Genomic DNA, 19,779 nt, shown 5'->3' with positions numbered 1-19,779 from the left:
TCCAGCGTCAGAACGGCAGCGTCATCGCGTAGAACAGCGCGCCGATCGCCGCGGAGGCGGGGATGGTGATGATCCAGGCGGTGACCACGTTCTGCGCCACGCCCCAGCGTACCGCGGACGCACGCCGCGCCACGCCCGCGCCGATGATCGATCCGGTGATCGTGTGCGTCGTCGATACCGGGATGCCCAGCGCGGAGGCGGTGAACAGCACGATCGATCCCGCCGCGGACGCGCTGAACCCCTGATGCTGCGACAGCTTGGTGATGCGCGATCCCATCGTCTCGATGATCTTCCACCCGCCGGTCATCGTGCCGGCCGCGATCGCGACATAGCAGCTGATCGCCACCCAGTGCGGCACCTCGAACGGGCCGGTCAGATAGCCGGTGGAATAGAGCAGGACGGTGATGATCCCCATCGTCTTCTGCGCATCGTTCAGCCCGTGGCTGAGCGAATAGGCCGCCGACGACAGCAGGTGGAGCGCGCGGAAGCTCTTCTCCGCACCGTGCGCGGTGGAGCGGCGGAACAGCCAGCTGGTCAGCAGCATCACCGCCATCGCCAGGATCATCCCCAGCGTCGGCGACAGCACGATCGCGAGCAGCGTCTTGTTGAGCCCGGACCAGTGGATGCCGTTCAGCCCGGCGTGGGTGACGCCGGCACCGATCAGCCCGCCGATCAGCGCATGGCTGCTGGACGAGGGGATGCCGCGCAGCCAGGTGATGACGTTCCACGACATCGCGCCGCCCAGCGCGCCGAAGATGACCGCGGGCGTGACGACGTCCTGGTCGATTAGCCCCTTGCCGATCGTCTCCGCCACCGCATGCAGGCTGGGGAAGGCGATGGTCAGGAAATAGGCCGCGAAGTTGAAGAAGGCGGCGAACAGCACCGCGGTGACCGGCGACAGCAGCCGCGTCGCGACCACCGTGGCGATCGAATTGGCCGCATCGTGCAGCCCGTTGAGATAGTCGAACGCCAGCGCGACGACGATCAGCGCCACGAGCAGCGGAAAGGCGATCTGGTGCATGGCGGCGGCGCGTCAGGCGTGATCGATGACGATGCCGTCGATCTGGTCGGCGACATCCTCGAACGCGTCGACGATGCGCTCCAGATGCTTGTACACCTCGCGCTCCACGACGAAGCGCAGCGTGTCGGTCTGGCCGTGCTGCTGGAGCGAGCGGCGCAGGCCCGCGGCGTGGATCTCGTCGGCATGGCCCTCGATCCGGATCAGCCGCTCGGTCAGTTCGTGCAGCCGGTCGCCGTTGCGCCCGATGTCGCGCAGCAACGGCATCGCCTCCGCCGCCAGCCGCGCGGCATCGACGATGATCGCCGCCATGTCGCGCATCTCCGGCGCGAAATCCTGTACCTGGTACAGGTCGATCGCGGAGGCCGCAGCGTGCATCTCGTCGATCGTGTCGTCCAGCGCGCCGATCAGTGCGGTGATCGCACCGCGATCGAACGGCGTCAGGAACGTCTTGCGGACCGTCGTCAGCACCTCGCGCGTGATATTGTCGGCGTCATGCTCGCGCTCGACGATCTCGCGGATATGCTCGCGCGCACTGGCGCCGTCGGACGACAGCAGCCGCGCGGTCGCCTCCGCGCCGGCCTGCACCGTCGCGACATGTGCCTCGAACAGCTCGAAGAAATTGCCCGTCCGCGGCAGCAGACGTTGAAACCAGCCGAACATCGAACCCCATCCCGATCCCTGTTGCGCCGCGCGCGCCGCACCGGGGCGACGCAGCGCGGCCTTGAATTCCGTCGGCGCGAACGACCGAAGCAGATCGCGCAGGTCGGGCTCATGGACGACTTCGACCGCTTCCGCGAGAGCGAACCAGCGCCGCTCGCGCTGATCCTGCTCTTTCCAGGACGTCAGCTCCTGCGTGACGGCCAGCGGAAACACCTCGACATCTGCCATCAGCGAGGCGCCACTACTACGCCGCTTGCGATAGCGATAGGTGCCGAGTGGAATCGGGCACAACGCGCCGACGACGCCGGCCTCCTCCTCCGCTTCCTGCGCGGCGGCATCATGCGGGGAGACGCCGGGCGCGATATTGCCCTTGGGCATTACCCAGCGGCGCGTGCCGCGCGAGGTGACCAGCAGGACGCGAACGACGGCGGTATCGTCCGATTCGCCGTCGAGGCGATAGGGAAGGGCGGCGATCTGGCGAATGGCGGCGGGTCCTTGGGTGAGGTGTCGACCGTCCATAGCGCGATCGGTGGCTTTGTCAGTGATCTATGCGAAGGTCGGCCACCTGTCAGCTGTGGACCTGTCAGCTGTGAACCTGTCAGCTGTGTCAGGGGACGCGCCCGCCCGCGATGCTAGGCTGGCGCGCATGACAGGAGAGAGCGAACTGCCCGCCACCTTCGGTGCGGCACTGGCGCATCATGCGCGCGAACGCCCGACGCAGGTGGCGCTGCGGTATGACGGGCGGGTCACCGATTATGCGACGTTCGACCGCCATGCGTCGCGGATCGCCAACGGCTTGCGGGCGCTGGGGCTGGGGAAGGGCGATCGCGTCGCCTATGTCGGCAAGAACAGCGACCAGGCGGTGGAACTGGCGCTGGGTGCGGCGCGCGCGGGGATGGTGTTCGTCCCCGTGATCTGGCGGCTGGCGCCTGCGGAGGTCGATGCGATCCTGCGCGATGCCGCACCCGGTGCGCTGTTCGTCGAACCCGCCTTCGCCGGGCGCGCGGTCGTGCCGGACCATGTCGTCACGATGGGCGACGATTTCGCGGCGTGGCGCGATGCGCAGCCCGATACCGCGCCCGACGTGGCGGTGGACGCGCAGGACGTGGTGCTCCAGCTCTACACCTCCGGCACGACCGGCACGCCCAAGGGGGTGATGCTGACCCATGCCAACGGCATCCGCAGCCGCGCCAACCAGATCGCGGCGGGGATCGACTGGCTGCTGGCGTCCCCGGGCGACGCGACGATCATCGCCATGCCCTATGGCCATATCGGCGGAGTGGGCGTGGCGCTGGGCGCGGTCAACAGCGGGCAGGAATTGATCGTCCATGCCGAATATGATCCGGCGCAGGTGATGGCGGCGGTCGCGGCGCATCGCGTCAAGCGGCTGTTCCTGGTGCCCGCCGCGATCGGCATCATGCTGGCGCACCCCGATGCGGCAACCGCCGATTTCTCCTCGATCCTGACCCTGTCCTACGGCGCCAGCCCGATCCCGCTGCCGCTGCTCCAGCAGGCGGTGGAGCGGATGGGGTGCGGCTTCGTCCAGGTCTATGGCATGACCGAGACATGGGGATCGGTGGTGGCGCTGCCGCCCGAGGATCACCTGCCCGGGCGCGAGGCGAAGATGACCGCGGCGGGCAAGGCGCTGCCGGGTGTCGAGCTGCGCATCCTGGGTGAGGACGGGACGGTGCTGCCGCCAGGTACGATCGGCGAGGTGGCGATCCGCAGCCCCAACAACATGGCGGGCTATTGGGGCCGCCCGGAGGAGACGGCGCGGACGCTGGACGGCGACGGCTGGCTGCGGACAGGGGACGCGGGGCTGCTGGATGCGGACGGCTATCTCTTCATCCAGGACCGTATCAAGGACATGATCATCACGGGCGCGGAGAACGTCTATCCCGCCGAGGTGGAAAGCGCGATCTATGCGCATCCGGCGGTCGCCGACGTCGCGGTGATCGGCGTGCCGGACCCCAAATGGGGCGAGGCGGTGAAGGCGATCGTGGTGCTGCACCCGGGCGCACAGGCCGATGCCGACGCGATCATCGCGCATGCGCGCGCGCGGATCGCGGGGTTCAAATGCCCCAAGACGGTCGATTTCATCGCGGCATTGCCGCGCAATCCCTCCGGCAAGATCCTGCGCCGCGCGCTGCGCGAGCCGTTCTGGGCCGGTCACGAGAGGCGGGTGAACTGATGACCTTCGCACGGACCGACGAACAGCGGCAGCTGGCCGACATGCTGGACGCGCATCTGGCGCGCGGTGGCGTCGATTGGGCGAGCGCGGTGGAGGACAGCGGGGTCGCGTCGCTGGGGATCGCGGAGGATGCGGGCGGGCTGGGCACCGACCTGCGCGATGCCGCGGTGGTCGCGGCGGCGTTCGGGCGCGCCAATGCGGGGCTGGACTGGGCGAAGCATTGGGTCACGAACCGTCATGGCGCCACCAACGAGGATGCGCGGGACGCGCTGGCGATCCTGCATTCGGCCGAGATGGTCGGGCTGTGCGCGACGCTGCTGGCGGATACCGCGGCGTTCCTGAAGGAGCGGCGCCAGTTCGGCGTGCCGATCGCGTCGTTCCAGGCGCTGCGGCATCGTATGGCCGACATGGCGATGGCGCTGGCGCTCGCGGAGGCGGCGGTGGGCGCGGCGGTCGACACGCCGGAGGATGCGCGCGCGGTGGCGGCGGCGCGGGTGCTGGCGGAGGATGCGGCGCGTGTGGTCGGGGAGGGCGCGGTACAGCTGCACGGCGCGATGGGGCTGACCGCGGAGCTGCGGGTCGGCGGCTATTTCCGGCGGCTGCGCGTGCTGATGCAGGGCGATGGCACGGCGCGGAGGATGTTGAAGCGGATGGCGGCTTAGTATTGGGGGCTTTCACTCCGCGAGCCATTCCCCGTTCGTGCTGAGGAGGCACTGAGCCTGTCGAAGTGCCGTCTCGAAGCACAAGCGTTGCGCGTGCCCTTCGAGACGAGGCTTCGACAGGCTCAGCCTCTCCTCAGGGCGAACGGGGGGGCAGGGGGTGCTCTATAGCCCTCACGCGTCGATCGCTTCTCCATCCAGCCGCGCCGCATTCTCCTGGATGAACGCGAAGCGGTGCGCCGGATTCGTCCCCATCAGCCGGTCGACCAGATCCTTTACCCCGGCGCGCTCCTCATATTCCTGCGGCAACGTGATGCGGATCATGCTGCGTTTCGCCGGGTCCATCGTCGTCTCGCGCAATTGCGCCGGGTTCATCTCGCCCAAGCCCTTGAACCGCGCCACCTCCACCTTCTTGCCGCGGAACGCGGTGCGCTCCAGCTCGGCACGGTGCGCGTCGTCGCGCGCGTACAGGCTCTTTGTCCCCGCCGTCAGTCGATAAAGCGGCGGCTGCGCCAGATAGAGGTGCCCACGGCGCACCAGATCGGGCATCTCCTGAAAGAAGAAGGTCATCAGCAGCGTCGCGATATGTGCACCGTCGACATCGGCGTCGGTCATGATGACGACGCGCTCGTAGCGCAAATTGTCGGGGCGGCAGTCCTTGCGCGTGCCGCAGCCCAGCGCGAGGATCAGGTCCGCGATTTCCTGATTGGCGAGGATCTTGGCGCTGGTGGCGCTGGCGACGTTCAGGATCTTGCCGCGGATCGGCAGGATCGCCTGCGTCTTGCGATCACGCGCCTGTTTCGCGGAGCCGCCCGCCGAATCGCCCTCGACGATGAACAGCTCGGTCCCCTCCGGACTGTCGGCGGCGCAATCGGTCAGCTTGCCGGGTAGCCGCAGCTTGCGCGAGGAGGTCGCGGTCTTGCGCTTCACCTCGCGCTCCGCCTTGCGGCGCAGGCGTTCGTCCATCCGCTCCAGCACATAGCCGAGCAGCGCACGGCCGCGCTCCATGTTCTGGCCCAGCCAGTGGTCGAAATGGTCGCGCATCGCCTTTTCGACCAGCCCGGCTGCCTCGGGCGAGGTCAGCCGGTCCTTGGTCTGCGACTGGAATTGCGGGTCGCGAATGAAGACGCTGAGCATCAGCTCGCTGCCGACCATCACGTCGTCGGCGGTCAGCTCCTTCGCCTTCTTGTTGCCGACCAGCTCGCCGAACTGGCGCAGGCCGCGCACCAGCGCCTGGCGCAGCCCCTGTTCGTGGGTGCCGCCGTCGGGCGTCGGGATGGTGTTGCAATACCAGCTGTAGCTGCCCTCGCTCCACAACGGCCAGGCGACCGCCCATTCCACCTTGCCTTGTTGGTCGGCGAAGTCCTGCTGCCCGGCGAAGAAATCCGCGGTGGCGCATTCGCGCGCGCCGATCTGTTCCTTGAGATGGTCGGACAGGCCGCCGGGGAACTGGAACACCGCCTCCGCCGGCGTCTGGTCCTGAAGCAGCTCGGGCGCGCATTTCCAGCGGATCTCGACGCCGGCGAAGAGGTACGCCTTGGACCGCGCCAATTTGTAGAGGCGCGCGGGCTTGAAGTGCAGTTCGGGGCCGAAGATCTCGGTATCGGGGACGAAGCTGACCGTGGTGCCGCGGCGATTGGGGGCGGCGCCGACCGTCTCCAGCGCGCCCATCGTCACCCCGCGCGAGAAACGCTGGCGGTAGAGCTGGCGGTCGCGCGCCACCTCCACCACCGTCTCCGACGACAGCGCATTGACCACCGACACGCCGACGCCGTGGAGACCGCCCGAGGTCGCATAGGCCTTGCCCGCAAACTTGCCGCCCGAGTGGAGCGTCGAGAGGATCACCTCCAGCGCCGATTTGTCGGGAAACTTCGGATGCGGGTCGACCGGGATGCCGCGGCCGTTGTCGACGATGGTCAGGCGGTTGCCCGGTTCCAGCGTGACCTCGATCCGGGTGGCGTGCCCCGCCACCGCCTCGTCCATCGCATTGTCGAGCACCTCGGCGGCGAGGTGGTGGAGCGCGCGCTCGTCGGTGCCGCCGACGTACATGCCGGGCCGGCGCCGCACCGGCTCCAGCCCCTCCAGCACCTCGATCGACGACGCATCGTAGCTGGGGGAGCCGGCGGTGGAGGAGGCGAACAGATCGGACATGCCACCGTCATATAGCGTGCGCGGTGGAAACCAACACCGCGCGGCGGGAAACCAAATGTCACGCAACCTGATCCGGATCAGCCCCGTTGCGGTGTCGACTATCAGGGAGCGTATGGATGAAGGCGTATCTTTTCGCCGCGGGCGCGATGCTCGCGGCCACCCCGGTGCTGGCGCAGGAATCGGTCGGCGGCGATCCGATGGTCAGCAAGGGATTCAGCGGGATCTATGTCGGCGCGGCCGGCGGCTATGACGTGCAGCCCAACGACGGCGGGTCGCGCATCCTGTTCGATCGCAATCTCGACGGGCGCTTCGGCGACAGCGTGCTGACCGCGACCGGCGGCAACGCCTTCGCGCCCGGCTTCTGCGGCGGCGGGGCGACCAGCGCCAACGCGCCGGGCGCGACCAGCGCGAACGCGCCTGCGCTTGCCGCCGGCACCGGCTGCCGCAAGGATCGCGACGCCTGGGGCTATTACGGACGGATCGGGTTCGACCATCAGATGGGCGGCATCGTGGTCGGCGTGGTCGGCGAGTTCGGCAAGACCGAGATCAACGACAGCGTCTCCGGCTTCTCCAGCACGCCGGCCAATTATGTGATGTACCGCGACATTTCGTGGGAAGCGGGGATTCGCGCGCGCGCCGGGTTCACGCCCAACGATTCGACGCTGTTCTACGGCACGTTCGGGCCGGGCTATGCGCGGATCAACCGCGAATTCTCGTCCAGCCAGAGCACCAACACCTTCACCGGGCGCGGCGATCGCAACCAGTTCGGTATCCAGGGCGGCGGCGGGATCGAGCAGCGGATCGGGAACAACTTCTCGGTCGGGCTCGAATATCTGTACCACCAATATCAGGACAACGACTATCGCGTCCGCGTGGCGGGGCCGGCGGGGACGCCGTTCACCAATGCGGCGAACGGCGGGACGGTGGACGGCACCGACCTGCGGCGATCGGACGACAAGTTCCGCTGGCACAGCCTGCGCGCGACCGCGGCGTTTCGGTTCTAGGCGGCGCGTGGCCCGCGCCAGCAGGGCTGGCGCTGGACTCACGCCCGCCCGGCCGGCGTGACGTGGTCACGACCGACGACGCGGCTTCGCCGCGGCGCGCCTCGTAACCGTCGCCCCTGCGCAGGCAGGGGCCTGTCTCTCTATCCTTCGACGATGTCGCTCGTGGAAACAGAGATAGGCCCCTGCCTGCGCAGGGGCGACGGATTTCAGGTTGCTACCACGCGACCCAGTAAAGGGCGCAGGCCAGCGTCCGGCAGCGGCGTTCGGACGGGGGCGTGTCATCGCCGCAGACGTCGCACGTTGCGCTCGACGAGGCGTGAAGCGGGCGGACGAGGTGAGCGAGTAGGCGGCGGATCATGTCTCGATTCTGCACGACCATGGTCGTTAACGCCTTGATGTGCGTCAGCAACCAACCTTGCGCATGGGTTCGCCCGACGTCCTCATCCCGGCGATGCCGGAATTTCTCGCCCCAGCTTCGCTGAGGTGACGGGTGGAACAGGCCTGCCCAGGGGCGGCCCCATGAGCCTGCCCCCGCGCCAGCCGGGCCTAGCGCGCCCGCGGTCCGCCGAACGGCAGGGGCGGGGCGCGGCGGTCGCGGCGGGGCAGCTGCGCCTGATACGCATGGCCGCAATGCGCGACGCAATAGGGGAAGCCGGGGTTCACCTTCTCGCCGCAGAAGTGGAAGTCCGGCTCGCCCGGATGCCCCAGCGGCCATTTGCAGATCTTGTCGTTGAGATCGAGCAGCGAGGTCTTGTTGGCGAACTCGGGCGCGACCTTGGCGGGGACCAGACGGCGCGGCGGGGCGGGGGCGATCGGCGGCTGCTGCTCGCCGGGCGCCTGGCGAACGAACCCGCCCGGGCCGACCGAACGCAGCACCGGCTGCGGCGCGGGCGCCGGGGCGGCGGCCTGCGCGGGGGCGGCCTCCTCCGTCTCGTCTTCCTCCTCCTCGTCCTCGATCGCGGGCGCGGCCGGGCGCGGCGCGGCGGCGGTCACGAACGGCGGCGGGGGTGGCGGGTTCGGGCGCGGGGGGCGGTGCCGCGACGACGGGCTCCGGCTCGGGCGCGGGGGGCGGCGCGGGCGGTGCAGCTGCGGCGGGTGGCGCAGCGGCGACGGGCGCGGCCTTGGCACGCGCCTCCTCCTTGCTGACGACGGGCGAGGGGCGCGACTGGAGGCCCAGGCGATGCGCCTTGCCGATCACGGCGTTGCGGCTGACGCCGCCCAGCGCCTCGGCAATCTGGCTGGCGGTCTGCCCCGCCTCCCACATCGTCTTGAGCGTATCGATGCGCTCTTCGGTCCACGACATTCGTCACTTCCTCACTTCACACGTGCCGGCACGGGCCGGTTGCAGGCGGCGGCGCCAGCGTTTAACCGCAGACGCGATGAGCAGCCAGCCTCCTATCGGTCAGATCCCTTCGGCGATCCGCAGCGCCCCCGGCGAGCCGGTGATCCGCAACGTCAACTGGGGTGGTCTGAAGACGCTCTATGTGAAGGAGGTGCGCCGTTTCTTCAAGGTGCAGCTCCAGACGATCTGGGCGCCGGCGGTCACGACCCTGCTGTTCCTGGTCATCTTCACCATCGCCAACGGTGCGCGCCGCCCGGTGATGCTGGGGGGCGAGGTGGTGCCGTTCGCGGACTTCGTCGCGCCCGGGCTGATCGTGATGGGGATGCTCAACAACGCCTTCGCCAACGCCAGCTTCTCGCTGCTGGTGGGCAAGATCCAGGGCAATATCGTCGATTACCTGCAACCGCCGCTGTCCTCCGCCGAGGTACTGGCGGCGTTGACCGGCGCGGCCGTGACGCGCGCGTTCCTGGTCGGATTCGCGGTGTTCCTCGCCATGTCGCTGTGGCCCGGCGTCAACGTGGTGCCGCGGCATCCGGGCGCGGTGCTGTGGTTCGGATTGCTGGGCGCGGCGTTCCTGGCGCTGGCGGGCGTGCTGACCTCGATCTGGGCGGAGAAGTTCGATCATGCCGCGGCGGTCACCAACTTCGTCATCGCGCCGATGACATTGCTGTCGGGCACCTTCTACTCGGTCGATCATCTGGCGCCCGCGTTCCGCGCGTTCAGCCATGTGAACCCGTTCTTCTACGTCATCTCCGGCTTTCGCTACGGCTTCCTGGGGACGGCCGATTCGCCGGTGCTGCTGGGCAGCGTGGTGATCCTGGCGATCGACGTGGTGCTGGGCGTGCTGTGCTACGTCCTGCTGCGGCGCGGGTGGAAGCTGAAGAGCTGATAACGTCCGCCGTTCGCCTCGAGTAGGGATCGAGCCTGTCGAGTCCCGTATCGAGAGACTGCAACCGGGCGATCCCTCGATACGCCGTTTCGACAGGCTCGACGACTGCTCGAGACGAACGGAGGTCATCCCAGATACGGCCGCAGCGCCGCGACCAGCGTATCGATCATGTCGGGGTGCAACCCCGCCAGATTGGCGCGGCCGTCGTCGGCGACGTAGATCGCATGATCGCGGCGCAGCGCCAGCACCGCGTCGTGGCGGATCGGCAGCAGCGCGAACATGCCCGTCTGCGCCGCCAGCGGGGCGAGCGCGGGATGCGCCGCCGCCAGCCGCTCGCGCAACGCCAGCACGCGCTGCCGCATCACCTCCAGCTCCTCGCGCCACAGCGCGGTCAGCTCGGGCGACTCGAGGATGATGCGGACCACCGCCGCGCCGTGATCGGGCGGCATCGACCAGCAGGTGCGCGCCGGATTGCGCATCCCGCTGCGCACCTTCGCCAGCGACCCGGCGTCGCGCACCTGCGCCCACAGCGCGCCGGTACGCTCACGATAGAGGCCGAAGTTCTTGTCGCAGCTATACGCCACCACCACCGCCTCGACCCGGTCGGCGAGCAGGCGCAGCCCGGCGGCATCCTCCTCCAGCCCGCGGCCCAGCCCCTGATAGGCGAGATCGACGATCGGCAGCAGGCGGCGGCGTGCGACCAATTCGGCGATCCGCTCCCATTCCGGCAGCGTGAAATCGACCCCGGCCGGGTTGTGGCAGCAGCCGTGGAGCAGCAGCGCCTGTCCCGCCTCGGCCTGTTCCAGGTCGGCGAGCATCGCGTCGAGGTCGAAGCGCCCCGCCATCGCGTCGTAGAAGCGGTGGGTGCGCACCGTCACCCCGGCGGCGCGAAACAGGGGGATGTGGTTGGCCCAGGTCGGTTCGCCCACCCACACCACGGGCGTGTCGGACATGGCGGCGACCAGCTCCGCCGACAGCCGCAGCGCGCCGGTGCCGCCCGGCGTCTGCATGCCGACACGGAAGGGATGCGCCGCGTCGCCGAACACGATCGGCGCCAGCCGCTCGACGAAGGCGAGGTCGCCATCGACGCCGAGATAGACCTTCGTCTCCTGCCGCTCCAGCAGGATGCGCTCGGCCGCCTTCACCGCCGCCATCACGGGCGTGTTGCCGTGATCGTCGCGATAGACGCCGACGCCCAGGTCGACCTTCCCGGCGCGCGGATCGGCACGGAATGCCATCATCAGCGCCATCAGGCCGTCGGGTGCCTGCTCGCGCAGGTTGGCGAAAAGGCTGTCGGTCATCGCAATCGTCCCCGCATGATCGTCGCCGACGTCACTACCCGGCGGCGTGCGCACAAACTTGCCGATTTGTGCCCGACAATCGCATGGAAATGGCGCGCGGCGGTGCGTAGCCCGGTGTCCGTTATCCAAGGAGCAGCGCGATGCGCCTCACCCGACGTCAATATCTCGCCGCCAGCACCGCCGCCGCCGCGCTGCCCGCCGCTGCCGTCCGTGCCACGCCGCCGGCTGGGGCACTGGCGCGTGCGGGTGACTTCGCCGCGACCGACATCGCCTATCTCGACAATGGGTCGCAGCATCCGATGCCGCTGGTGGGGAAGGCGGCGGTGGAAGCGTATCTGGCGAAGCGCACGCTCGATCCCGCGGCGCAGGGCTATGTGCTGGACGACGAGGCGCCGCGCGCCGCCTTCGCAAAGCTGATCAACGCCGACGCGGACGAGATCGCCTGGGTGCAGAGCACCACCGCGGGCGAGCAGATGGTGCTGCGCGCGCTGGGCCTGCCGCAGGCGGGCGGGCATATCGTCACCGATACGCTGCACTTCTTCGGCTCGATCCCGCTGTACGAGGAGATGGCGCGGCAGGGATGCGAGGTGACGTGGCTGCGCCCGGTCGACGGGCGAATCCGCATCGAGGACATGCGCCGCGCGGTGCGAAAAGGCACGAAGCTGGTCGCGCTGTCTCTGGTCTCCACGATCAACGGGTTCGAGCACGACCTGAAGGCGGTGTGCGACATCGCGCATGCCGCCGGCGCGCTGGTCTATGCCGATATCATCCATGCCGCGGGCGCGGTGCCGGTCGACGTGAAGGCCAGCGGCGTCGATTTTGCGGCGTGCGCCACCTACAAATGGCTGATGGGGGATTTCGGGCTGGGCTTCCTCTATGTCCGGCGCGACGTGCTGCCGCGGCTGAAGCGGAGCAATTACGGCTATTACGGGATGAAGACCTTCACCCCGCACGTCTATCCGCTCGACCCGCCCGGCGCGACGATCGCGGATTACGACTTCTCGCCCGATGCCACCGGCGCCTTTGCATTGGGCACGCATGCGCATGCGGTGATCGCGCAGCTGGGCGCGACGCTGCCCTATATCGCGGCGCTGGGCGTGCCCGCGATCCAGCGCCATGCGCAGGAACTGACCGACCGGTTGAAGCAGGAGCTGCCGCGGCGCGGCTATCCGCTGATGACCCCGCCGGAGGCGCGCACGCCGATCGTCACCTGCGTGCTGGCGGGCGCGCGCGAGCGGCTGACGGCGCCGATGGCGGCGGCGAAGGTGCGGCTGACCATCGGCGCGAACCGCTTCCGCCTGACGCCGTCGGTGCAGAACGGGCATGCGGATATCGACCGGTTTCTGGGGGCGCTGCCGAAGGTGTGAGGCTGCCACCGTCATCCCAGCGAAGGCTGGGATCTCCTGATTGGCGGACGTGACGGATGACCGCGGAAGACCCCAGCCTTCGCTGGGGTGACGTGGAGGTGGGGAGCGGCGGCTACAACGCCCGCGTGCCGCGGACCGGCAGCGCGGTGGTGTATTTCATCTCGGACAGGGTCACGGTCGACTGGATGTCGATGACGCCGGGCAGCTTCAGGATCGTCTTGAAGATGAAATTCTGATACCAGTCCATCGATGGCGCGATGACCTTGATCATCAGGTCGCGCTCGCCGAAGATCGAATAGCATTCCAGGATCTCGGGCGTCAGCTCCAGCTTGCGCAGGAAGTCGGCGCGCTGCTCCTCGGTCAGCGTCGCGATCTTCAGCGTCGCGAAGATGAAGAGGTTGGGGCCGAAGCGGGTGCGGTCGACCAGCGCCACCTGCCCCTTGATATAGCCTTCGTCGCGCAGCCGCTGGAGCCGGCGCCAGCATGGCGATTGCGACAGGCCGACGCGATCGGCCAGCTCGCTGGTCGACAGCGAGCAATCGCGTTGCACCTGTTCGAGGATCTTCAGGTCGATGGTGGACAGGTCGTCGCTCATCCCGGCATGATTATGCACGCGCGGGCGCAGATCAAGCATGACGTCGCGCAGGGATGCCGACAAGGTGCGCGGCATGGCGGACTTTCCCTTCTTCGATCACGATGCGGTCGTCGCCGCGCTCGACTATCCCGGCTGCATCGCCGCGGTGCGCGAGGCGATGCAGCGGTTCAGCAGCGACGGCGTCGACCAGCCGCTGCGCCAGATCGTCGAGACCGCGCCGGGCAAGCTGTTCGCGCTGATGCCCGGCGGGCTGGGCGCGCCGGCGGCGTTCGGCGCCAAGGTCATCACCGCCTTTTCCGATCCGGCACGCGCGGGGCGATCGGCGCATCGCGGCGTGGTGATCCTGTTCGATCCCGACAGCGGTGCGGTGGCGGCGATCGGCGATGCGGCGGCGATCACCGATATCCGCACCGCCTGCGCCAGCGCGGTGGCAACCGACGCGCTGGCCCGCGCGGACGCGACGACGCTGGGGCTGTTCGGCTGCGGCGCGCTGGCGGCGTCGCACCTGCGCGCGCTGGCGCTGGTACGGCCGCTGTCTGAGGTGCTGGTGTGGGGCCGCGACGCCGCGCGCGTCGAGGCCTTCGTGGCGCGCGAGGCCGCCGCCACCGGGCTGCCGCTCCGCGCGGTGGCCGACCCGCGCGCGGCCGCGGCGTGCGACATCGTGACGACGGTCACGGGCGCCACCTCCCCGATCCTGCTGGGCGAATGGGTCCGCGCGGGCGCGCACGTCAACATCGTCGGTTCCAGCCACGCCGGCCCGGTCGAGGTGGACACCGCGCTGGTGGTGCGCAGCCGCTATATCGCCGACAGCCGCCGCTCCGCGCTGGCCGCGGCGGCGGAGTTCCTGGTGGCGAAGGCGGACGGCGCGGTAGGCGACGACCATATCGCGGGCGAGATCGGCGAGGTGCTGGCCGGGATGGTGCCGGGACGCGAGTCGGCCGAGCAGGTGACGCTCTACAAGTCGCTGGGCCATGTCGTGCAGGATCTGGCGGCGCTGCGGTATCTGGTGGCGCGGGGCTGATTGTCTCCCGTCACCCCGGGTCAAGCCCGGGGTGACGCCCGTTCCGTTCCTCAGAACCGCACCCGCCCGGTCACGCCATAGGTGCGCGGCGGGGCCAGGAAGGTGCCGTAGGTGCCCGATTGCAGCGGCTGGTCGACGACGACCTGCGTCACCTGCGCATCGGTCAAATTCTGCGCCCAGACCTCCAGCGACCACGACTTGCTCTCCGGCCCGACGCCCAGCCGCGCGTTCACCAGCGCGAACGGCTGCTGCACCTTGAGCGGGTCGAGGTTCGATCCGGTGTTATAGGCAGAGGTCCATTTCACCGAGGCGCTGGACGTCAGTTCCAGCCCGGCACCGACCGGCTGGGTCGAGGTGAAGCCGCCCGTCACGTTCCACTTCGCGGCATAGGGCAGGGTGTTGTTGGGCAGGCGCGCGCTGATCCCGGCGGGCGGGGTGAAGCTGCCGAACTTCGTATCGGCATAGGTCGCGCCCGCGTTCAGCGTCAGCCCCTGGATCCCGGTGTTCCACAGGAAGTCGAAGTCGACGCCGGTGCTGGTCACCTCCGGGATCGACGCCACCAGGAAGCTGATGCCGGTATAGGTGTTGAGCTGGAAGCCGGTGTAGCGCTGGTGGAAGCCCGCGAGATTGGCCAGCACGCGACGATCGAACAGCGTCGTCTTGGTACCGATCTCATAGGCGTCGACCTTTTCGGTATCGAACTGCGTGTCGGGGTTGATGACGCCCGGCCGGATGCGCGCGCGATCCAGGTTCATGCCGCCCGACTTGAAGCCGTTGGCATAGGAACCATAGACCATCACCTGCGGCGAGAAGCGGTACTGCACCTTCGCCGAGCCGTTGAAGCGGCGTTCGGTACGGCGCTGCTGCGTGGTGACGTTGTCGAACGCGAAATCGGCGGTGGGGGCGCAGATCGCGGTCTGTGCCGCCGCGGGGATCGGCCGTGCCAGCGCGGCGCGGCAGGCGTTGCCCGGCGTCAGGTTGCTGAAGATCGAGGTGACGTTCTTGACCTCGTCCGAATAGCGCAGCCCCAGCGTGACATCGAGACCGTCGACCAGCGTCAGCGTATTCTCCGTAAAGGCCGCGAACGACACCGAATTGTGGTAATGCTGGTCATAGGCGCCGGAATCGCTGATGAAATTCTGCCCCACCGGGATCCCGGTCAGCGCCGACACCGTGTTGCGGCTGGCGCCCTGCGACAGCAGCAGCCCGAAATAGCTTTCGTAATCGCGGCCGAAGCGGGTGCCGACCTCCGAATACAGCCGCTCGTTCGAATAGAAGGCGCCGACGATCGACTTCAATCGCTCGCCATTGTATGCGATCCGCGCTTCCTGGCTGAAGACGTTGAACGTATTCTGGCTCTGGTCGATCGGGCGATACCAGATATCCACCGACGAATAGTCGATATCGGAGCCATAGGCGCCCTTGTAATAGCGCCACGCGGTGATCGAGGTGGCGGAGAAGTCGCCGCCCAGGTCGTAATCCACCTGTCCCGACACGCCCCAGTCGGTGATGACGTTGGGCGTATCGCGATTGGCATAGGCGATGCGCGAGAATGGCTTGCCGTTCTGCAACAGCCCCTCGTCCGGCGACAGCGCGTCGACGAAGGCACGCGTCGGCCCCGCGATCAGCACCGTGTTGGCGCAGCAATTCTCGTCGCGCTTCGAATAATCGCCGATGATGCGGATATCGAGGCCGTCGATCGGACGCGCCAGGATCTGTCCGCGCAGCGCGTAATTGTTGACGTCGGCGTCGCGCGTGTTGGTGCGCGGGCCGGCGCCGGTGCGCACCGTCATGAAGCCGTCGCGCTCGCGCTTCAGCCCGAAGACGCTGATCGCGATCTTGTCGGGGATGATCCCGGTGGTGGCGCTGCCCGAGACGGTCCAGGCGTTGTAATTGCCGTAGCTGGCGATGAATTCCGCCTTGGGCGTGAACGAGGGCGCGGCGGTGACGACGTTGATGACGCCGGCCGACATGTTCTTCCCGAACAGCGTCGATTGCGGCCCCTTGAGCACCTCGACCCGCTCCAGATCGCCCAGGTCGCCGAACGCGACCGAGGAGCGCGCGCGATAGACGCCGTCGATGACAGTGCCGACCGAGCTTTCCAGCCCCGGATTGTCGCCCACCGTGCCGATGCCGCGGATGCGGATCGAGGTCTGTGCCTGGCTGGTGGAGGAGGTGACGTTGAGGCCCGGTGTGATCGTCTGCAGGTCCTTGATGTCGCGCACGCCGGCGCTTTCCAGCTGCGCCTGGTTCAGCACGGAGACGACGACGGGGACGTCCTGAAGATTCTGCTCACGCTTCTGCGCGGTGACGACGATGTCGGCGATGCCGTTGTCGCTGGCAGCCTGCGGTTCGCGGCGCGGATCGACGCTGGAGGAAGCGCCGGGGGCGGAGGGCGAGGCCGGCTGGTCCTGCGCAGTGGTGCCCGGCGTGCTGGCGTTGGCGGCATCCTGTGCCCAGGCCGGTGTCGCGGCCAGCATAACGGCCAGCGTCAGCAGCGATACGGTCGTACCCTTCATCCCATCCTCCCGGTCATGCGGTTTGCCCGCTTGTCGACCCGGAGAATTGCTTACGCGCCCGCGTAAATCAATCCCCTTGAATGGATGTAAAGGGAATGGGTGCGATCAGCACGCTGTGGAGCAGTTGTGCGGTGATGTGATCGGCGTAGCGTCGCCGCATCGCATCATCGATGTCGCTGACCCCGAACGCCCATTTGAGCGCGTGGCGCGCCGTGAACAGATAATCGCACGCGCCGATCAGCGAGAAATGGAACAGCGTTGGATCGATATGACGGAACACGCCCTCGCGTTCGCCCTGTTCCAGGATCGCGCGCTGCGCCGCCGCCAGCGGACGCGTGAAGCGCTCCGACATGAAGCGCGCGGTGTCCGAATCGGTTTCCACCGCCAGCGCGGCGATCAGCCGGTTCATATAGGGGTGGCGGAAATAGACCTTGATGACGCCGTGGATATGGTGCGTCAGCTTCTCGATCGCGGGCAGGTCGGCGGCGACCAGCCGCTCCAGATGCGGGAAGGTCGCGCCGGCATCGCGCTCCAGCAGCGCGCGGAACAGCCCCGCCTTGCCCCCGAAGCGATAGTGGATCAGCGCAGAATTGAGCCCCGATCGCGCCGCGATGTCGGTGAAGGTGATGTCGACCGAATTGCGTTCCGCCATCAGCGCGCTGGCGGCATCCAGCAGCACGTCCGCCGATGTGCGCCCAGCACCCGCACCCGCCTGATCATTGGCCGCCACGCCGGCCTTCCGCCCCCTTGCCATCGCCGACATCTACCATCCGGCACCGGCTTGCCAAGTGGTTTAAGTGCTTGCGTAAGGAAGGATGCGGGATCATGATCCCGACATGGCGAGAGGGGATGAGGATCACGCCTGGCCACAGGTGGAGGCGCTGGCCGATGCGGTCGTCGCGCTGGGCGGCGCGACCGGGCTGCCCTATCTCGCGGCGCAGAGCGACTTGGGCGATCCCGGCGCGATGGCGGACCGCGACGGGCGCCCGTTCGCGGCGCGCTTCCGCTGGCTGGATCGCGATGCGGACTATTGGCGCAACCGGCGGCTGGCGCTGGAGGCGACGCTGCTCCATGCGGCACGGCTGATCGCGGAGCCGTTCTGGTATCGCGAGGGACGCGTAGGCACGTGGCGGTCGAGCGGGCTGCTCGACGGCGTCGACCTCAGCGCGGTGACCGCGCGCACCGGCGTCGTCGCGGCGGTGGTCGCGCCGGTGCATCTTCCGGGCGGGCGGCTGGGCGCGGTCGTCTGGGCGGCGGATACGCCGGTCGATGTCGCCGCGGTCTTCGCACAGCGCGGCGAGGCGATGTTCGCCGCGGCGATCCGCTTCCTGGCGGCGCATGCCGAATGGTCCGCACCGCGCCGCCATTTCACCCCCGGACAGCTATCGGCGCGCGAGGCGCAATGCGTCCGCTGGGCGGCGGCGGGCAAGACCAATGCGGAGATCGGGACGATCCTGACGCTGTCGGTGTCGACGGTGCGCTTCCACCTGCGCAACGCCGCGGAGAAGCTGGGCGCGGCGACGCGCGCGCGGATGATCCAGCTGGCGACCGGGCACGGGTTCGTGGGGACGCTGGCGTAAGGTGGGTTCGATCTGTTGTTTCGCTGTCACCACGGGCTTGACCCGGGGTCCCGCTTCTTCACGTCGGTAGCAGAAGAAGCGGGACCCCGGATCAAGTCCGGGGTGACGGTTTGGTTGGAGCGGCTGGGGCCTGACAGGTGCGTCAGGTGCGCCGGCTTCCGTGCCGCGTCATCCTCCGTTCCATGGAGCATCTGCTGACCCCCGCCGACCGCGCCTTCCGCGACGAGGTGCGCACCTTTCTGGCCGAGAGGCTGCCGCCCGATCTTGCCCGCGCGGGGCGGCGCGCGACCAGTGTGTTCTTCCACCCCGACGTGACGCGGCCATGGCAGACGATCCTGCACGAACGCGGCTGGGCCGCGCCCGACTGGCCGGTCGAGCATGGCGGGCCGGGATGGAGCGACATCCAGCGCTATATCTTCGCGGAGGAGTCGGCGCGCGCCCACGCGCCGTCGCTGCCGCCGCAGGGGCTGAAGATGGTCGCGCCTGTCATCATGCATTACGGCACGCCCGAGCAGAAAGCGACGCTGCTGCCGCGGATCCTGTCGGGGGAGGATCTGTGGTGCCAGGGCTATTCGGAGCCGGGCGCCGGATCCGATCTCGCCGCGCTGCGGCTGCGCGCGCTGCGCGACGGCGACGATTACGTGCTCAACGGGTCGAAGATCTGGACCACGCACGCGCACTTCGCCAACCGCATCTTCTGCCTGGTGCGCACCAGCGCGGAGGGACGGCCGCAGCAGGGGATCAGCTTCCTGCTGTTCGACATGGACCTGCCCGGCATCACCGTCTCGCCGATCCTGACGCTGGCGGGGGAGCATGAGTTCAACCAGGTGTTCTTCGACGACGTGCGTGCGCCGGTCGCGGGGCGGCTGGGCGAGGAAAATGACGGCTGGACCGTCGCCAAGCATCTGCTGACCTTCGAGCGCGGTGGGCGTTACGCGCCATCGCTGTCGGCGTGGCTGGACCTGGTGCGCGAGGCGGCGCAGGCGACGGGTTGGTGGGACGATGCGGGCAACCGCGAGCGGTTCGCGCGCGAGGAGGTGGCGGTCGCCGGGCTGCGCGCGATCGAGCTGGCGGCGCTGGAGGGCGGCGGGCCGTCCGCGGCGGTGCGCCCGTCGATGCTGAAGGTGCTGGGAACCGAGACGTCGCAGCGGATCGACCATCTCGCGCTGGAGATCGCCGCCGGGTGGGAGGACGAGGTGGATGACGCGCCGGATGCGATCGCGGTGGCGATGCCGCGCTACCTCAACAATCGCGCGGGCAGCATCTACGCCGGGTCGAACGAGATCCAGCGCGACCTGATCGCGCGCGCGGTGGTGGGGTAGGGGGCGTCCGTTTCTGATCGTCATTCCCGCGAAGGCGGGGATCCATTGACGCTGCCGTCCCGGATCTTTCGAGAACCTGCGCGTATGGATCCCCGCCTCCGCGGGGATGACGGAGTGGGGCATGCCTCACCGCCCTTCGGGAACCGTTCGCCGTCGA

The 19,779-nt window shown here is 68.7% G+C and carries 15 protein-coding genes and 1 pseudogene; 8 read left to right on the top strand and 8 right to left on the bottom strand.

The window, feature by feature from the left end; all coding sequences use genetic code 11:
* Nucleotides 1-7: 7 nt before the first annotated feature.
* Both PGN14_RS09845 and PGN14_RS09840 read right to left on the bottom strand, forming a co-directional pair.
* The gene (locus PGN14_RS09845) at nt 8-1,021 is read right to left on the bottom strand and encodes an inorganic phosphate transporter (protein ID WP_335299340.1); all 1,014 of its coding nucleotides are present in this window, start codon (nt 1,019-1,021) and stop codon (nt 8-10) included.
* 12 nt (nt 1,022-1,033) lie between these two features.
* Nucleotides 1,034-2,200, bottom strand: a complete 1,167-nt coding sequence (locus PGN14_RS09840; RefSeq protein WP_335299339.1) for a DUF47 family protein — start codon at nt 2,198-2,200, stop codon at nt 1,034-1,036.
* Nucleotides 2,201-2,327: 127 nt separating this feature from the next.
* On the opposite strand from PGN14_RS09840, the gene PGN14_RS09835 reads away from it, so the two are divergent.
* Both PGN14_RS09835 and PGN14_RS09830 read left to right on the top strand, forming a co-directional pair.
* Nucleotides 2,328-3,872 (top strand): long-chain-fatty-acid--CoA ligase, encoded by a 1,545-nt coding sequence (locus tag PGN14_RS09835; RefSeq protein ID WP_335299337.1) that lies wholly within the window; start codon nt 2,328-2,330, stop codon nt 3,870-3,872.
* The gene (locus tag PGN14_RS09830) at nt 3,872-4,534 is read left to right on the top strand and encodes an acyl-CoA dehydrogenase family protein (protein ID WP_335299336.1); all 663 of its coding nucleotides are present in this window, start codon (nt 3,872-3,874) and stop codon (nt 4,532-4,534) included. Before PGN14_RS09835 ends, PGN14_RS09830 begins: the two co-directional genes overlap by 1 nt.
* 171 nt (nt 4,535-4,705) lie before the next feature.
* On the opposite strand, the gene parE is transcribed toward PGN14_RS09830, so the two are convergent.
* The gene (gene parE, locus PGN14_RS09825) at nt 4,706-6,682 is read right to left on the bottom strand and encodes a DNA topoisomerase IV subunit B (protein WP_335299335.1); all 1,977 of its coding nucleotides are present in this window, start codon (nt 6,680-6,682) and stop codon (nt 4,706-4,708) included.
* Between the two features lie 116 nt (nt 6,683-6,798).
* On the opposite strand from parE, the gene PGN14_RS09820 reads away from it, so the two are divergent.
* Nucleotides 6,799-7,686 carry an outer membrane protein gene (locus PGN14_RS09820; RefSeq protein WP_335299334.1) on the top strand — a complete coding sequence of 296 codons (888 nt, stop codon included), beginning with the start codon at nt 6,799-6,801 and terminating at the stop codon, nt 7,684-7,686.
* Nucleotides 7,687-8,232: 546 nt separating this feature from the next.
* Here PGN14_RS09820 and PGN14_RS09815 read toward each other — a convergent pair.
* Nucleotides 8,233-8,989 (bottom strand): annotated as a pseudogene (locus PGN14_RS09815) (GcrA family cell cycle regulator).
* A 76-nt stretch (nt 8,990-9,065) separates the two neighbouring features.
* Between PGN14_RS09815 and PGN14_RS09810 the strand changes: the two are divergent.
* Nucleotides 9,066-9,917 (top strand): ABC transporter permease, encoded by an 852-nt coding sequence (locus tag PGN14_RS09810; RefSeq protein WP_335299333.1) that lies wholly within the window; start codon nt 9,066-9,068, stop codon nt 9,915-9,917.
* Nucleotides 9,918-10,042: 125 nt separating this feature from the next.
* On the opposite strand, the gene PGN14_RS09805 is transcribed toward PGN14_RS09810, so the two are convergent.
* Nucleotides 10,043-11,218, bottom strand: a complete 1,176-nt coding sequence (locus tag PGN14_RS09805; RefSeq protein WP_335299332.1) for an aromatic amino acid transaminase — start codon at nt 11,216-11,218, stop codon at nt 10,043-10,045.
* Between the two features lie 140 nt (nt 11,219-11,358).
* On the opposite strand from PGN14_RS09805, the gene PGN14_RS09800 reads away from it, so the two are divergent.
* Nucleotides 11,359-12,585: an aminotransferase class V-fold PLP-dependent enzyme gene (locus PGN14_RS09800; protein ID WP_335299331.1), complete on the top strand. Its 1,227-nt coding sequence runs from the start codon at nt 11,359-11,361 to the stop codon at nt 12,583-12,585.
* Between the two features lie 112 nt (nt 12,586-12,697).
* On the opposite strand, the gene PGN14_RS09795 is transcribed toward PGN14_RS09800, so the two are convergent.
* Nucleotides 12,698-13,180, bottom strand: coding sequence for an Lrp/AsnC family transcriptional regulator (locus PGN14_RS09795; protein ID WP_335299330.1), 483 nt, complete (start codon nt 13,178-13,180; stop codon nt 12,698-12,700).
* A 37-nt stretch (nt 13,181-13,217) separates the two neighbouring features.
* Here PGN14_RS09795 and PGN14_RS09790 point away from each other — a divergent pair, with 37 nt between their 5' ends.
* Nucleotides 13,218-14,201 carry an ornithine cyclodeaminase family protein gene (locus PGN14_RS09790; protein ID WP_335299329.1) on the top strand — a complete coding sequence of 328 codons (984 nt, stop codon included), beginning with the start codon at nt 13,218-13,220 and terminating at the stop codon, nt 14,199-14,201.
* Between the two features lie 50 nt (nt 14,202-14,251).
* Here PGN14_RS09790 and PGN14_RS09785 read toward each other — a convergent pair whose 3' ends face one another.
* Nucleotides 14,252-16,720 carry a TonB-dependent receptor gene (locus PGN14_RS09785; RefSeq protein WP_335299328.1) on the bottom strand — a complete coding sequence of 823 codons (2,469 nt, stop codon included), beginning with the start codon at nt 16,718-16,720 and terminating at the stop codon, nt 14,252-14,254.
* Between the two features lie 67 nt (nt 16,721-16,787).
* Complete coding sequence (locus tag PGN14_RS09780) at nt 16,788-17,450, bottom strand: TetR family transcriptional regulator (protein ID WP_335299327.1); 663 nt, start codon at nt 17,448-17,450, stop codon at nt 16,788-16,790.
* 106 nt (nt 17,451-17,556) lie between these two features.
* Between PGN14_RS09780 and PGN14_RS09775 the strand changes: the two genes are divergently transcribed.
* Both PGN14_RS09775 and PGN14_RS09770 read left to right on the top strand, forming a co-directional pair.
* Nucleotides 17,557-18,300 carry a helix-turn-helix transcriptional regulator gene (locus PGN14_RS09775; protein ID WP_335299326.1) on the top strand — a complete coding sequence of 248 codons (744 nt, stop codon included), beginning with the start codon at nt 17,557-17,559 and terminating at the stop codon, nt 18,298-18,300.
* A 182-nt stretch (nt 18,301-18,482) separates the two neighbouring features.
* Nucleotides 18,483-19,622, top strand: a complete 1,140-nt coding sequence (locus PGN14_RS09770) for an acyl-CoA dehydrogenase family protein (protein WP_335299325.1) — start codon at nt 18,483-18,485, stop codon at nt 19,620-19,622.
* Nucleotides 19,623-19,779: the final 157 nt, after the last annotated feature.

This window comes from Sphingomonas adhaesiva (assembly GCF_036946305.1).
Classification (GTDB): Bacteria; Pseudomonadota; Alphaproteobacteria; order Sphingomonadales; family Sphingomonadaceae; genus Sphingomonas; species Sphingomonas adhaesiva_B.
The sequence above is the reverse complement of the archived record's forward strand: the minus strand, read 5'-3'. Positions and strand labels throughout refer to the sequence as shown.